The following is a 16,569-nucleotide window of genomic DNA, read 5'->3' as shown; positions in this document are numbered from 1 at the left end:
TTTGTTATTGGGTTGATACATGCTATCGGGGCTGCAGTGCCTGCGATGGTTGGCATTTATTGTATGGGCAATAGGTTATGCCGGTGTGTACAAGCCAAACGGTGGTTTTATTATTGAAATTATTAAACTTAGTTAACTATACCCCTTTCATGAAAAAGAGTTGCCCGTTCGCTTTTAAAAGTATTACCCTTGTTTTCGCATTAGTTTTTTTGATTTTTCCTGGTAATAATGCGGCTGCATTTGCCACGCAGCCAAGGGGCAATCCCGCGGCAAGTATTGATAACCTGCAGGTTGAGTATACGGATAAGCCCATTGGTATTGATGTGGAAACGCCGCGTTTCAGCTGGCAAATGAAGGCCCCGGCAGGGGCAAGGGGCTACATACAGTTATCGTATCAGCTTGAAGTAAAAAATGGCGAAGGCAAAGTTGTGTGGAACAGCGGCAAGGTAAACAGCAGCAAATCATCGGGCATTGAATATGCCGGTAAAAAGCTTAAAGCATCCACCCGTTATGCCTGGAAAGTTACCGTTTGGGACCAAACCGGGGCCATATTAACCAATACGTCGTGGTTTGAAACGGGTTTGATGGATCCCGACCCCAAATTATCGGCCTGGGATGGTGCCACCTGGATTGGCGGCGATGACAATGACCTGGTTTTATACTCCAAATACCTGCCTGTTTTTAATATGAATTATAAGCTGGCTATTGCGCCGGGCAGCACACGGGCAAGCATTATCATGGGTGCTAATGATGCCCGCTTAATGGATAAAAACAAAAATATTTTTCAGGTTGAAAATAAAAAGGACGAGAGTTATTTTAAGATAGAGCTTGACATTTCAAAAGTTGGCAGCGCCGGTACAGGTAACGCCAAAATTAATATATACCGTAGCGGTTATACCGGCAATGATACCGCTACACGCGTTATCAAATCGTTTGATATTAAAACGAGTATAATTAACGAGGGCAATAAAAACAAAGAGCACTATTTTGCGATCAATAACGAAATGGGCACCTTGACATTTAGGGTAGACGGCGAATATGAGTTTTTTGTAAATAATGATAAAGCATCTGCGGGTGCCCAGCCTGTTTTTCCGCCCCGCAATCCACGTACGGCGGTAGTTACCCTTAACCCGCTGGGCGCGCGCGATGTAATCACGTACGGTTTGCTTTGCGATATTGGCTATGCTGTGGATGCCGGGCAGCAGGCTGCATTTTCGGGGCTGGAGGTATCCAACGCGCGCAAGCCGGGAAATATCTTGTTTAAGGAGGATTTATCGGCACAAAATTATGGAGGTATTTATAAATCTTTCATAGCCAGCGGTGGCATCAGTATTAAAAACGACCGTTTCCAGGTTTCCGGTGGTAGCCAGGGTGTTTTTGCGGTGGCCGATCCAAGCCACAACTCCATGCCAATGCTGCGTACCCAATTTGAAACAAACAGCAAAAAAATTGCAAGCGCCCGCCTGTACGTTACTGCCAGGGGCATTTATGAGGTATACCTGAATGGCAAACGCGTGGGTAATGATTATTACAACCCCGGCCTAACGCAGTACAACATTACTCATCTGTATCAAACCTATGATGTAACCACGATGGTTGCCAACGGGCAAAACGCCATAGGCGCCATGCTGGGCGAAGGCTGGTGGAGTGGCTTGTTAAGCTACGGCTCTATCTGGAACCACTTTGGCGACAGGCAATCGTTACTGGCCAAACTGGTGATTAAATATGCCGACGGTTCAAAAAAGGTAATTACAACCAACGATAAAGACTGGAAATATTATAACAAAGGCCCCATAGTTTACAGCAGCCTGGATATGGGCGAAGTTTACGATGCTTCATTAGAGGCCGGAATAAACAATTGGAATACGGTAAACTATAATGATAATGCCTGGCAAAAGGCGGTTAAGGTATCAGTAGATGGTACCGCTTATTCGGGGGTATCCTATGATTATTTTGGTAATAAAGACGATCTGAATTACGATAAACTATCGCTGATTGGGCAAATAGGCCAGCCGGCAGGCATCTACAAAACGCTTACCGCCAAAAGCATCCAGGAGGTACGCAAAGGCGTTTATGTGTACAACATGGGGCAAAATATGGTGGGTGTGCCCAAAATCTATATCAAAAATGGCAAGGCAGGTAAAAAGTTATTGTTGCGTTATGCCGAGGTTTTATACCCGGACCTCAAAGAATCGGGCAAGAATGTGGGGATGATCATGACCGAGAATTACCGTGGGGCCCTGAGCCAGGATGTGTATACCATGAAGGATGGCGAGCAAACATTTCAGCCGCACTTTACATCGCACGGGTATCAATACATTGAAATAACCGGGGTTGATGGGCCGCTGCCGTTAAGCGCAGTGCAGGGTTTAGCCATCAGCTCCATCCACAAGCTAACGGCCGACTACGTCACTTCAAACCCTAAAGTGAACAAGCTGTGGTCAAACCTTACCTGGTCAAACATCGATAACTTTTTAACCATCCCTACCGATTGCCCGCAACGTAACGAGCGTATGGGCTGGTCGGGCGATATCAGTATTTTTTCGCGTACGGCTACCTACCTGTCCAACAGCGATCAGTTTTTAAGGCGGCATCTTTTTGCCCTGCGCGACTTGCAAATGCCTAATGGTAAGTTTACCGATATTGCCCCGGTAGGCGGCGGTTTTGGCGGTGTACTTTGGGGTAGCGCGGGTATTACTATACCGTGGGAAGCATATCAGCAATATGAGGATGTTGCTTTGTTAAAAGAACATTACCCGGCCATGGCCAGGTACATGAGTTTTATCGACTCTACCATCAATAAAAAAACCGGCCTCAGTTCCGATTCGCAGTTAGGCGATTGGCTTGGCCCTCAAAATAACCAGCTGGGTACCGATTACCTGGTAACCGCCTACCATATTTTCGATTTGGGTATTATGGTAAAAGTTGCCAGGGCCTTAAATAAACCCGACGACGCTGCCAAATACCAGGAAAGGTATATTGAACGCAAAGCCTTTTTTAACAAAACATTTATTAATGCCGATAAAAAAGCGATGGGCCTTGTTGGTCGTGGCGCGTTTGACCCGCCGGGTACCAAGCAGGAATTTAAAGTAGCCGATATACAAACTGCATATGCTGTCGGTTTATCATTAGGAGTTTTTAACGATGAGAACATTCCTTATATGGCCAAGAACCTGCAGGCAGTTGTAGAGCGCGAAAACAAGGACGATGGCGGCATTACCCGCCCTAAATACTCCTTAATGACCGGCTTTATAGGCACCGCCTGGATCAGCAAATCGCTATCCGATTACGGGCACGCCGACCTGGCCTACAAAGTATTGCAAAACAATCATTACCCCTCGTGGCTGTATGCCATTGACCAGGGCGCAACCACCATATGGGAACGCCTGAATGGCTACACGGTTGAAAACGGCTTTGGCGGTAACAACAGCATGAACTCCTTTAACCACTATTCCTTTGGCGCTATTGGCCAGTGGATGATGGCCTACTCACTGGGCATCCAGCGCGGCGAGGTTGGTTTTAAAAACTTTATCCTACAGCCCGAGCCCGACCCAACCGGCCAGATGACCTTCGCCAAAGGCTACTACGATTCGCCCTACGGCAGGATTAACAGCAGCTGGAAAACGGCAGGCAATACGCTAATTTATACCGCAACGGTGCCGGCAAATACTAAAGCTACTTTATACTTACCAGCTTCATCTGCTTCGGCGGTAACCGAAAGCGGCAAAGCTGTGGCAAAAGCAAAGGGGATTGAGTTTTTAAGGTATGCCGATGGCAAGGCTGTTTATGAACTGGCCTCGGGGAGTTATGTGTTTAGTGTGGGGAAATAGAGGATGGAAATAATGAAAACAAAACTAATGCTGGTTGCGCAAGTTGTATTAGGTATTATACTGGCAACACACATTACGGCTTCCGCACAAACAATTGCCAAACAGCGCCTGATTGTCATTACAGACATCGGAAACGAGCCTGATGATTTTATGTCGATGGTCCGGTTAATGCTATACACAAATCAAATCGACATCGAAGGGCTCATCGCTTCAACATCCATTCATCAATCAAAAAAGGTTAGCCCACAACTCATTGAAAAAGTGATTCGTAATTATGAGAAGGTGCAACCTAATCTTCTAAAACATGAGCCGGGATTTCCGACAGCGCAAAAATTATTAAGCCTGGTAAAAAAAGGCCTCCCGGTTTATGGGATGGAAGGCGTAGGAAAAGGCAAAGATTCGGAAGGTTCGGACTGGGTGATCGAGATGCTCGAAAAGAATGACAGCCGCCCTTTATGGGTGACCGTTTGGGGCGGCCCGAATGTACTGGCGCAAGCACTCTGGAAAATCAGGGAGACTAAAAGCGAAGAGGAAGCAAAAAGGTTGATAAGCAAGCTCAGAGTATATACGATTTCGGACCAGGACAATTCGGGGCCATGGATACGCAGGAATTTTCCCGACCTGTTCTACATCGCAAGCCCGGGAAATTATTATGCGGCTACATGGTCAGCGATCTTAAGCGTATTTCCCGGTGCCAACAACGAAGTCGTGAGCAATGGTTGGCTTATGCGAAATATCCAGCAGGGACATGGGCCGCTCGGGGCAATCTATCCGGATGTGTCTTTTGGCATGGAGGGTGATACCCCGTCCTGGCTCTCGCTGATTCCCAATGGACTGAACAACCCGGAGCATCCAAACTGGGGAGGTTGGGGCGGACGTTATGAATTTTACAAACCACCCTTTGACCCCACGCTGAAATGGATTGTTCCGCTGGAAGAAGAGACGAGACCATTTTGGACAAATGCCGAAGACGAATATACACCTTGGGTGCCGGGCAAATGGGGGAGAGCCATGGTAAAAGACACAGGTACATACAAAGACAACCACGTAACGATTTGGAGATGGAGAGAAGAAATCCAGAATGATTTTGCGGCGCGAATGGCCTGGTGCAATACGGATTATAAGGCTGCCAATCACCCACCGGTTGCGAAACTCAATATGCCCGAACAGCTCACGGTAAAATCCGGCGAGACATTTAGTCTTGACGGCAGTGCATCCTATGACCCCGATGGAGATGCCCTGAGTTTTCATTGGTTTCAATACCGCGAAGCGGGAACGTTTCATAATACAATAGCGGTCACTCCGGCAGAAAACATGTCTGTCATTCCAGAGTTAAAAGCGCCAGAGGTAGATAGTCGCCAAACTACTCACTTCATCCTGAAGGTTACCGATAAAGGAACGCCCCGGCTAACCCGATATAAAAGAGTAATTGTAACCATTCTTCCAAAGCAATGAACGATAACAACATGGCATTTTTTACAGCCAATAACAGTTGAAAAGGAGAGGGCGAAAAATTTCATTTCAGCTTGCATCCAAAGGCCGCGGTTAATGCGGCCTTTTGTTTTGTGCGGTGTCCGTCCGGTTGCGCCGGGGGGGGTGGATAGGCGGGCAAGGTTTTAACGGTGCTTATCTCCGACATGTGATTGCGAGTAACGAAGCAATCTCCGGCCTGTGCATGGTGGCTATGCATTGCGTATACTTAGCATGAGTACCACAAGGGTGGACCCTTGCGGTAGCAGGGGGGATGTATAGAAGACTCCTCCATAAGTAATACAGATTATAAGAATGCCCTACTTGTTAAAATTGAGCAATTAACTTAATTTTAACAATGAATTCGACCGCCTTATTCTCCCAAATAAAAACACTACTCTTCCGACTGGCTGATGATATTGAAAGTGCAAATTCACTTCATCTGCATAATGATGCTATACACGTAGAGAACTTTTATTGTGAGCTGTTGAATTTAATATTTTCCTGGAACCTTGAAAATGGCAATCGAAAGAAACTGAATCAGGAAAGCTTTGACCTTTGGGATGACAGTCGTGAAATCTATGTTCAAATTACGTCTAACAAATCACATCAGACCAAGTATAATAAAGTCGTTAAAGACTTAAACAAACAAGGTTCGACCGTAAAATACAAGCATTTTTATCTATTCTTTATTTCTCGAAAAGCGGACAAGCAATTTCTTGATTCAAAGCTCATTGGAGGCAGCAACTACGAAGGTTGGGATGTCACCAAACTGACGGAGTCAATATATTATGAGAAAAAATCTGCAAAAGCGTTAAAGCCACTTTTTGACCTGCTTGACCAGGAACTGAACCCACAACAAACAAATCCTGTAGATAAATCGGCAAGAAAAGCGGTGGTATCGCCACAACAAATCATAAAGCCAATTCAAAAAGGCCAGTTTTATATCGATAGGAAAGCGCTGACCGATCATCTTTTTCAATTCACACAAGAGGATTGCGGCCTAATCACAGGCGGCCCTGGGTATGGTAAAAGTTTTACGATAACGGAATTGCAGCGTAAATACCAGCAAGCAGGTATCCCCTGTTTTGTAATAAGAATCAATGAATTGATTAAAGGAAATGCGTCAGAGTTAGCTACTGAATTGGGCACGACATCAAACTGGCTGGATGCCCTCAAAAACTTTCCGAATACAACAGGCAAATCGCTTTTAATATTTGATGCTTTTGATACTGCAAAAGATGAAGGTTTTAAAGCTAATATGCTAGGACATATCAAGACGGCTATAAAAAGTTTGGGACCGAACTGGCATGTGGTGGCCAGTACGCGTTCCTACGATGCATTAAAGTCGCAACGTCTGGCGGAACTATTTCCAAAAAGTTCAACAAAAAATGGCATTGGATGCCGTTATACAGAAGTCCCGGCATTATCCGACACGGAAGTTTTAACCGCAGTAAAACCGCATAAAGCTTTAAAAAATGCGGTCCATCAAGCGAACGCTGCTTTAAAGGATATCTTAAGAATTCCCTATTTCCTTAATTTATTTACCCAGGTTGTACCGGATAAAGAGCAACTCCATATCCACACTGAAGAGCAATTACTGACCCTTTATTGGAACCAACGGGTCAATCACGACACCGCGAAGGATTTATTCTTGCGCAAATTGACCATTCTGTTAAGTACTAATGAAAATTTGAGCTGTAAAAAATCAAGCATTTTAATAGAGCAGAATATTACAGCTTATGAAGCATTGTTGAGTGATGGGATTCTCTCGGAAACATCATATACGCGTGAAAACATTGCTTTTGCTCATAATATCTTACTCGAATATGCTATTTTTAAATATGCGATACCGGATGATATAGACGAATTGATTTCATATTTGAGAGCAAATGAGCGGCAACCGTTTTTGTTCAGATCAAGTTACATTTATTTTTATAGTACCCTGCTGAACCATGATCGTGAGAAGTTTTGGCAACATTATTTGAGATTAAGGACAATTGCTGAACCGCTTTTTAGACTGATCCACCAAACGATATTGAACTTCGTATTAGCCTATCATTTTAATTCCACTAAAGATTTTGCGCCGCTTGACGATATTACAGATGATGAAGAAAGATCATCCATATACCGTAAAGTACTGGAGGCCCTAAGGTTCATACGGCCAAACAATCTTCATTTGAAAGACATTCAACTTTGTTTGGTACTGTCAAAGGAGATCGCCCCTTTAACAATATGGGAATTGGGTTTTCTTACAGAAAAAGCCATCAAACAATATTCGACAGAGCATAGAGCCCTTAAATTACTGGGGCAGATCAGTTATAATTACTTAAAATATTTTGTAGAAGCCTTGAGCATTCCTGCGTTAAAAATGCGTATCGAAGGAAATGGCCAACATTGGGCACTGCGCAACTATATTAATTGTTTAGGAGTGATCAATAAGCCTAAACCACTTCTCAGTCGTTTAGTAAAGCAATTAAATATTCTGGATTTCAATATTCATCTTTTCTATATCCTGGCCGACGAAATTGTTACTATAGCGAAGTATGATTTGGCCTTCGCATTTACCATATATAAGACGCTTTACGATCACATTGAAATAAGTGACAAGGAAACCTTTATGGGTAACAGTGTGGTAATGGCGTTGAGGAGTAATCGGAAACAGGATTTTAATAGCGTACATCATCGGCTGGAGGCTGAATTTGAGAATTTATTAATGCTGAACCCGAAAGAATCATTGATATTCGGATTAAAGATTGTTGACCAGTTTTTATTAGATAAGGAAACCTATTGGAAGGTTCGGCCATCCGAAACACTTTTAATTAATGGTTTATACGCAGCCATAATAGAAGACGCCAGTATTTATGAATATAAACTGGAGAAAGAATATGGGCCGCTTTCACACATTAAAAGGATCACTGAGTATTTGCACACCCTAACCGATGAAGGAAAGCTAAAAGAGGTCAATGAGTTACTGGATGTTTATATACAACATGCCCGTTCAAGAATGCTTTGGACACGATTGCTCAATTTCCTGCAAAAGCGGCCTGAATTAAATCCAGCACTCTCCGCAGTTATTCTAAGCAACGCTGGCATCTATTCATCCTCCAAAACCAGGCAGGAAATCTTTAAATTGATTGATAGCTCGTGGCGTCTCTTTACCCTCGAACAAAAGCAACAAATAGAGAAGACAATCTACTCTTTGCCCATGCTGGAATATTATGATGAGCCTTCGATGAACAGATTGAAGGGTGTACTATTCAGCAGTGTACCCGAAGGTAAATTGGTATTAGATCAAAGTATAGAATGCCTAAATTTAACGGGAAAAGTTACGGCAGAAGAAGAAAACCGAATGGAAAGTTCGATCTCTTTTCAACGTACTATTGCTGAGGAAAAACAAAGACTGGACATAAGTGATGGGATTGTTGTTGAGCATGAAGCTTACACACTGATTAAGCAAATTGAAGAATTCAATGAAAGTCATTTAAATGTTCAGAACAGAGTTAAGCCTGTTCCAAAAGATTACAAGTCTTACTTAAAGTCGGTAAAACAACTATACGACCTACGGTCGGAGGCATTTCCTGAAAAATTACGGGAAGCCTGTGACAAAGAGATCAGCCAGTATTTGAGCACCGTACTGCAAAAATTTAAGAAAGTCCCCGAGAATCTAAAATCATGGGCTGAAACCGTAGCGTTTGAGCTGATTGACGATGTACGATATTACAGTGAGTACCAGGCAGGCGAATTGACCAATAAATATGGGGGATTTACCCCAAGTCCACGCACTTATTCAACCAGTATCTTAATCAGTTTATTATACGAGCTGAAAAAGCCGGCCGTCGCCGAGAAATTACTCGCGTTAATGCACGACAATACGCAGCGCGTCCGATTTCAAGCCTTACGGGTGCTTCCTTACTTCTACAAGAATGACAGTGACCAGTATTGGTCGACAATCAATCAAAGGCTATTGAATGAAACAGAAGGACATTGTTTGCATGAGATCATTCATGCCATGTATTACAAAGATGTTATCGAGGAAGATACCACCAAAGTGGTTGATGCCCTTTGGTTGGTTAATGACCGTTTGCACGAGATCAAGGTAAACGACGACCTAGAAAAGATGTTCGTCTATTTGTTGCTGGAAGTGATCTTAAATCATAACAACAGCCGGGCCTGGGATTTGGTTAAGCACAATTCTGGTAACGAAAGTTTTGGCAGGGAGTTTATATGGCGATGCTTTAATATCCTCGATTTCAAAAACAAGAAAAAAGCAGAACTCCTGGGCCGAACAACTGAAGCCGAGTTATATGGATTTGTTGAAAAATTCATCAGTATGCAATTTGACATCATTCAAACGCACGAATTGAATGACCCCACAATTTCTGCACCTTTCCACACCATAGATATTTGTATTCAGCAACTGTTTTTTAAAGTCGATAAAGGGGAAAAGGGTAAATCTAAACAAAGTATTTTAAAGGCGAAAAAAGCCTATCTCGCCCAGATTAAATCCTTATTGGGATTGATACTATCCGAATCCAAGAAAATTAAAAAAGGCTTTATGGTCGCGCATTCAGGCTATTACCTGATGCAACTGTTAAATTTCTTACTACCGGCAGACGCCGCTTATATACTCGGATTAGCTGCTGATACCGTAACTTTTGCAGCAGAGAATAATTTCACCTACGATCAGACGACTATGCAAGAATCGATGAAATTAGTGGAACGCATTCTTGCAGATTATAAGGGATTGCTAAAAGATAAACAACATTTTAATGGCTTGCTGTCCATTTTAGATCATTTTGCAAATTCCGGACGGTTGGAAGCGCTGGAATTGATTTGGAAATTAAAGGAAATTTTCTAAAGCTTATTAGCACCTAATTCAGAAAATTTTTTAAAAAAGTAGCCCCGTGCATTTTCACAAGGCTACCCAATTTATAATTCGACGACTATCCCGTGTTGACAATCGGCGTTCATAGCCGGCTTGAAGGGCTTCGTAAAAGTTGAGTACGTTGTTAGCTGAACGCTTTTTGTCGTTGTTCATGGCTCGTTAATTTGAGCCAAAAGCGGTTGGAGATTATTGGGCGATTTGCAAAGGTGGTTGGGGTGGGGAAAGAATTATTACCTTTACTTTTAACTATGGAAGAACAAATGTTTGTGGAAGAACTTGTTGTCAAATCATCTATTCATGTTATACTTGCGAAAGAAGAGGACATGAAACCGCGCGGATTCGGCAGCGGATGTCTGATTAAATATAAGAATAGACTATTTTTTATTTCTGTAAGACATGTCACCGATGCTCAAGACCTGTCTACTTTTTTAGAAACTAATCAGCCCTCTGTCAATGGTGAAACGCCCCTAAGCTGGCGCACGCGTGTCGCGTGTGCCCCACATGCAAATCACGATTTTATTGTAACCCCTAACCACTCGACTCCCCGTAGTCCCCGTTAGCGATTGAAACGGATACCGGCCAGGTGGTTAAGGCCTGTGTAGTATGAGTGTAAAGCGCGGGCCCCAGGCAACGGCAGAAAAAAAGGCAAGAATCAAGACAGGAATGCCCGATACGTAAGGACGAAATTATTTCCTTTGTTTTCTGGGGTAAAAAAGTTCGTTAATAGATGCTTCCTTCGTCAGCATGACAAGATATAAACGCCCGGCAGCTGCAATAATTTATTAAATTTGATGGACAAGAAAAATGAACCACTATGGGAAAGTTTTTTGAAACCATACAGCCTGCACACCAGGCCTTTATTGAAAAACAAAAAATTTTTTTTGTAGCCTCGGCGCCGCTTGCCGCTGGTGGGCACGTTAATTTATCGCCCAAGGGGATCGATAGCTTTAAGGTATTATCGGCCACCAAAGTGGCCTACATGGATATTATTGGCAGCGGTAACGAAACATCGGCCCATCTCCTGGAAAATGGCCGGATCACTTTTATGTTTTGCGCTTTTGAGGGGCCGCCAAATATTCTGCGTTTATATGGCAATGGCTACACGGTGCTGCCCGGCGACGAAGAATGGCCGCTACTGGCGCAGCATTTTGATATCCTGCTATCAACCCGGCAAATTATTGTGGCCAACGTTTACCAGGTGCAAACATCCTGCGGCTTTAGCGTACCTTATTACAGTTACGAAGGTGAGCGCGACCAGGCTTACAAATGGGCGGCCAATAAAGGCGCCGAAGGATTGGAGGCCTATAAAAAGGAAAAAAACCTGGTTAGCCTTGATGGGTTGCCAACGGCGCTGCACTAGTGTCGTGTCATCGATAAATTGACGGATAGTCTTTAGCCAAAAGCCTTAAGTTCTAAGTCAAAGAAGAAAAAAATCAACTTTATACTTACGACTTAGTACTGTTGACTTAACACTAGTCAGATATCGTCAATTGGGCGCCAAAGGGGTGGGTTATCCCTGAATTTGGTTAGCAGTTCAATTACTTCTTCAACTTCTGCAATGCTTAATTCATGCTGGCCTGCCGTGTAGGAGAATACATTGGCGGGTTGTTCAAAAGCAACAAAACCTAAATAATCGGGGTCGTTAATTTTGTCTAAATGTCAGGTGCTTTCTTTTTCTAAAGCTTGTTCTTCGTGGTCCCTGTCCCTGTCTATAAACAGGCTGTAGGTATAACTAATTACAGGGTGCCCGTCCAGGTGCGCTTCGGTATCGGGTATCACCATCAGCCGCAGGTGGCTGGTTAACGTGAAAAATATCGGTTTCATGATTGGTTTATTACAGCCTAACGGTTTCATTGCCAAATAGTTTGATATAATAAAGATTATAATGCCTACAGGCAGCAATGCTCAATTGTCGCAAAAACGCCCTTAAAATGTCTGATCAGGCCATTGCAATTCCTGGGCGCCTTTGTAAATTCGATTAACAAACAAAACTATTATGGAAAGTTCAAATAATCAGGCCGAAAAGCTTAGTATCATCGAAACCACCAAAGTAATTGATGCCAAATACGCGCATCTGGATGGATCGACATTTTTGATGCTCAAAATGAGCAACGCCAGCTTTAACGACGTTGACCTGAGCAGACTTAAAATTACCAATGCCAACCTAAGCGACCTGGAGATTGAAGGCGCGCAGCTTGGCGGGGCCTACATCCACAACATTGGTATGCCGCCGGTGGGCCACCCGGCATACAATCCGGCAGCAAAACAACGCCCCCTGCGCTTTGATGACTGCGAACTGAGCCACAGCACCATCAACAACTGCAACTTGCAAGGCGTAGCCATAACCGGCTGCAATATTACAGGCATGACCATCAACGGCATTTTGGTTGAGGATTTGCTGAATGGGAAGATATAGGGGAGTGCGGGAGTGGGGGTGAGGTATCTAAAAAGGGCTGTCATGCTGAGCCCCGTCGAAGCATAGTGGGCAAAAGCCTCTCCGCGCCCCTTCGACAGGCTCAGTGTCACAGGCTTACGCACCTCGGAAATAGAACTCGTCATCTGCAGAAAATACTACCTAAAATTATTTTCAAGAAATATGGTACTATGTATTGTATAGTACTGTGTTTTGTATTAGTTTTGTGATGAGCGCGAAACAAATACATATCATCATGAAAAAAATACAACAATTTATGGCCCTGGCAGGGCTTATGCTACTGGCCACAGCCTGCCGCTTTGGCGGCCGGCACACCACCATTATTGAAAATGCCGACGGCAGAACCGTAAAGATTGAGTACCGCGGCCAAACCTACTTTACCGAGGATGGCAAGGCCATTAAAGCTATTTCGCCCCATGGGTCGGTATCCTGTAGTATCAACAGCGATGACCTGGTAGCCGAGAACGATCATGGCAAGATTGTTTACGAAATAAACGGCGGCGGCAAACAAACCAACCTTGACGATTACGGAAAAGAGTTTTTAGCCAGGGCCGTCCAAGAGATGATTAAACGCGGACACAATAGCGACAGGTAAACAGATTTGGGATGATCGTTTTGACGGAAAACCAGGGACTGAGCTCCCTGGTTTTTTTAATTATAGGTTAAACCGATAAGGATTATTAAAAAGTATCCAGATGTTGTTATTTATTACCTGAAAATTGATAATTAGTAGCGTTTTTTTGCATTATTTGTGTGGTTTTTTGAAATTTTTTGACTGGCTTTTAACCCTCCATTTTCAAATCTTCAAATTAATTAGATTAATTTTATTAAATTGGGATATGAAAATACTCGCCCGATTTGGAGTTTTGTTATTGATGTATTTGTTTAACCTCAATTTAGCCACCGCGCAATCTGTACCGATGGAGACCCCTAAAAGCACCGATCAAACCCTGAAGATAAGCCGTAATAAAATTGATTCGCTGGATAAGCAGCTCATAGCGCTGCTGGGCCAGCGCGAACAGGTGGTTAAGGAGATTGGCATTTATAAGGCCAAAAACAATATAGCCCCATTACAGGCCGATCGGTTTAAGCAGGTGCTTGAAAAGGCCGTTGCTGCGGGTAAAAAAGAAGGCCTGTCGGAAACGTTTATTACCGAGCTGATGAACGCCATCCACAAAGAAAGCCTGCGGATTGAAGAGGAACTTAAAAGCCAATAATTTATTTACAGCAGTCAGAATACGGCATGCAGAGTGTATAAAATACACAAATGTATGTTAGCGTATCAAAACATATTTACGGTATCGTTCCCGAATTTTTAACTGCTTGATTATTAGTAATATTTAAAATGGTTTTATTGGTATTAAACCGTATCAACTTGCCTGTAAATTGCTATAAATCAATTATTTATTGTGGTGCACATTTGCTTTATTCAAATTAACTTTCTTAATTTGGGATACCGGAACCGCTTCCCCTAATGGCTAATTGCCCGCTGGTAAACCAATTAAGATAAACCATGAATAAAAATGTAATTATTACCTGTTTTATAGGAGCTGGCTTACTGCAGTTACCCGCGGCAAACGCCCAGGTTAAAGCGTCGTTTTCCACCGCGAATAAAAAGGTAAGTGTTATAGTTTCTGATAACGAACCGGGCATGAGGTTTAAAACTACCGAAACCCTAAAGTTTCAGGATAGCCCCCAGCCAGGCGAAACAGAAGTATCTGTTTTTGTTGATCCGGCAAAGTCGTTTCAAACCATGCTGGGCATTGGCGGCGCACTCACAGATGCCTCTGCCGAAACTTTTTACAAGCTGCCTAAGGATAAACAAAAAGAACTGTTAGCCGCCTACTATGATAAGAATAAGGGAATAGGCTACACCTTGGCCCGTACCAACATCCAAAGCTGCGATTTTTCGAGCGATAGCTACTCTTATATCAAAGAGGGCGACGGAGCGCTTAAAACTTTCAATATCGGTCATGACAGGGCTTACCGTATTCCATTTATCAAAGAAGCTATGGCTGCTGCCGGTGGCAAACTTACCTTGTTTGTATCGCCCTGGAGCCCGCCTGCTTTTATGAAGGATAATAACAGCCTGCTGCATGGCGGTAAACTGCTACCAAAATACTATCAAAGCTGGGCCAATTTTTATGGCAAATTTATAAGGGCTTATGAAAATGAAGGTATTCCTATCTGGGGCTTATCGGTACAAAATGAACCTATGGCATCGCAAAGCTGGGAATCATGTAAATATACAGCCGAGGAACAGCGCGATTTTGTAAAGAACTTTTTAGGCCCAACATTGGTCAAACAGGGCTTAAGCAGCAAAAAACTGATTGTATGGGACCACAACCGCGATTTGTTATATCAGCAGGCCAGCACCATTCTTGAAGACCCTGCTGCCGCTAAATACGTGTGGGGCATTGGTTTCCACTGGTATGAAACATGGACGGGAGCGGGGCAGCAATTTGAATCGTTACGGCGTACGCACGAGGCTTTCCCTGCTAAAAACCTCATTTTTACCGAAGGCTGTATCGAAAAATACGACTTCAATAAAATTAACGATTGGTCGCTTGGCGAGCGTTATGGCCTGGCGATGATAAACGACTTTAATGCAGGAACCGTAGCATGGACGGATTGGAACATCCTGCTGGATGAAAAAGGCGGCCCTAACCATGTTGGTAACTTTTGTTTTGCACCGGTACATGCCGATTTACGTAACGGCAGCCTTATTTACACCAGTTCGTACTATTATTTGGGGCATTTTAGCAAGTACATTCAGCCTGGTGCTAAGCGGGTTGCGGCCGTAGCCAGCCGCGACAAATTATTAACTACCGCTTACCTAAACCCTAACGGCAAGTTATCCGTAATAGTGATGAATCAAACCGACGAAAAAATTGAATATAGCCTGTGGATAAAAGGTAAAGCTGCTAAAACAACCAGCCAGCCACATTCCATTGCCACACTTGTAGTAGAGTAACAAAGATCTTTTTATAATCAACTAAATCTCAGATGTATGGTGGATCATTTATGGTCCACCATTATCGTTTTAAGTCAAAATTAAAAAGTCAAATATCAACTTTGATATATTGGGATTTAGCGACTTGAACGCGGTTACTCAAAAATTACGGTTTTGTTTTTTGACACAAATACGCGGTCTTCAAACACCAGCTTAAGCGCTCTGGCCAATACGGAAGTTTCAATTTCCTGCCCTGCCTTTACCATGGTTGCTGCTGTAAACGTATGATTAACCGGGATAATTTGCTGGGCGATGATAGGCCCTTCGTCAAGCTCATTTGATACAAAGTGTGCTGTTGCACCAATTAACTTAACACCACGTTCAAAAGCCTTACGGTAAGGATTTGCGCCAATAAAGGCAGGTAAAAACGAGTGGTGGATATTGATGATGCGCATAGGAAACTTGCTGACAAAATTTGGCGACAGGATACGCATGTATTTAGCTAACACAACATAGTCGGGCGTGTACCGTTCAACGGTTTCAATTACCTTTTGTTCAAATTCTTCTTTGGTGCCTTCTTCATGGGATATGTGGTGAAAAGGCATATCAAAGCGTTCGCAAATATTTTGTAGTGTAGCATGATTACCAATAACACATTGCACAGTAGCGCCCAATGTTTTAAAATAATTACGAATAAGTATATCGGCAAGGCAGTGGTATTCTTTAGTTACCAGCACCACCACCTTTTTGTGGGGGAGGGGGTTTACCAGCACCACGGCACCATCGGGCAGCAGCCGTTTTAATAGTTGTTCCAGTTGTGCACTTTCGGGGTTATCATCAACTTCAACCCGCATAAAAAATAAACCTTCGTTTTGATCCACATGTTCGCGCATGGATACGATGTTTAAATGCTGCCTGGCCAATATGGCTGCTATGTAAGCAACCAGGCCCACCTGGTCTTTACATTGAATGACTATAATCATGGTTTAATGAT

General features: G+C 43.3%; 11 protein-coding genes. 9 read left to right on the top strand and 2 right to left on the bottom strand.

The window, feature by feature from the left end; translation table 11 throughout:
* Positions 1 to 149 precede the first annotated feature (149 nt).
* From AC1DV1_RS15405 to AC1DV1_RS15385, 5 genes are all read left to right on the top strand, one after another.
* Entirely contained in the window at positions 150 to 3,830 is a 3,681-nt protein-coding gene (locus AC1DV1_RS15405) for a family 78 glycoside hydrolase catalytic domain (protein ID WP_477360688.1), read from the top strand.
* Between the two features lie 12 nt (positions 3,831 to 3,842).
* Positions 3,843 to 5,285: a DUF1593 domain-containing protein gene (locus AC1DV1_RS15400; protein ID WP_477360686.1), complete on the top strand. Its 1,443-nt coding sequence runs from the start codon at positions 3,843 to 3,845 to the stop codon at positions 5,283 to 5,285.
* Between the two features lie 373 nt (positions 5,286 to 5,658).
* Entirely contained in the window at positions 5,659 to 10,161 is a 4,503-nt protein-coding gene (locus AC1DV1_RS15395) for an SMEK domain-containing protein (RefSeq protein WP_477360684.1), read from the top strand.
* 206 nt (positions 10,162 to 10,367) lie between these two features.
* Positions 10,368 to 10,748, top strand: coding sequence for a hypothetical protein (locus AC1DV1_RS15390; RefSeq protein ID WP_477360682.1), 381 nt, complete (start codon positions 10,368 to 10,370; stop codon positions 10,746 to 10,748).
* 254 nt (positions 10,749 to 11,002) lie between these two features.
* Entirely contained in the window at positions 11,003 to 11,548 is a 546-nt protein-coding gene (locus AC1DV1_RS15385) for a pyridoxamine 5'-phosphate oxidase family protein (RefSeq protein ID WP_477360680.1), read from the top strand.
* 299 nt (positions 11,549 to 11,847) lie between these two features.
* Here the strand turns inward: AC1DV1_RS15385 and AC1DV1_RS15380 are convergent, their stop codons facing one another.
* On the bottom strand, positions 11,848 to 12,012 hold the full coding sequence (locus tag AC1DV1_RS15380) for a hypothetical protein (RefSeq protein ID WP_477360678.1): 165 nt from the start codon (positions 12,010 to 12,012) through the stop codon (positions 11,848 to 11,850).
* 172 nt (positions 12,013 to 12,184) lie between these two features.
* On the opposite strand from AC1DV1_RS15380, the gene AC1DV1_RS15375 reads away from it, so the two are divergent.
* The 4 genes from AC1DV1_RS15375 (at position 12,185) to AC1DV1_RS15360 (ending at position 15,596) form a co-directional block, all read left to right on the top strand.
* Entirely contained in the window at positions 12,185 to 12,604 is a 420-nt protein-coding gene (locus AC1DV1_RS15375; protein ID WP_477360676.1) for a pentapeptide repeat-containing protein, read from the top strand.
* 253 nt (positions 12,605 to 12,857) lie between these two features.
* Positions 12,858 to 13,217: a hypothetical protein gene (locus AC1DV1_RS15370; protein ID WP_477360674.1), complete on the top strand. Its 360-nt coding sequence runs from the start codon at positions 12,858 to 12,860 to the stop codon at positions 13,215 to 13,217.
* Positions 13,218 to 13,461: 244 nt separating this feature from the next.
* On the top strand, positions 13,462 to 13,839 hold the full coding sequence (locus AC1DV1_RS15365) for a chorismate mutase (RefSeq protein ID WP_477360672.1): 378 nt from the start codon (positions 13,462 to 13,464) through the stop codon (positions 13,837 to 13,839).
* A gap of 296 nt (positions 13,840 to 14,135) precedes the next feature.
* Entirely contained in the window at positions 14,136 to 15,596 is a 1,461-nt protein-coding gene (locus tag AC1DV1_RS15360; protein ID WP_477360669.1) for a glycoside hydrolase family 30 protein, read from the top strand.
* A gap of 134 nt (positions 15,597 to 15,730) precedes the next feature.
* Here AC1DV1_RS15360 and purU read toward each other — a convergent pair whose 3' ends face one another.
* The gene (purU, locus tag AC1DV1_RS15355) at positions 15,731 to 16,558 is read right to left on the bottom strand and encodes a formyltetrahydrofolate deformylase (RefSeq protein ID WP_477360667.1); all 828 of its coding nucleotides are present in this window, start codon (positions 16,556 to 16,558) and stop codon (positions 15,731 to 15,733) included.
* Positions 16,559 to 16,569: the final 11 nt, after the last annotated feature.

The sequence above is a fragment of the Mucilaginibacter sp. P4_D1 genome (genome assembly GCF_056401935.1).
This window is presented reverse-complemented; position numbering and strand designations above follow the sequence as displayed.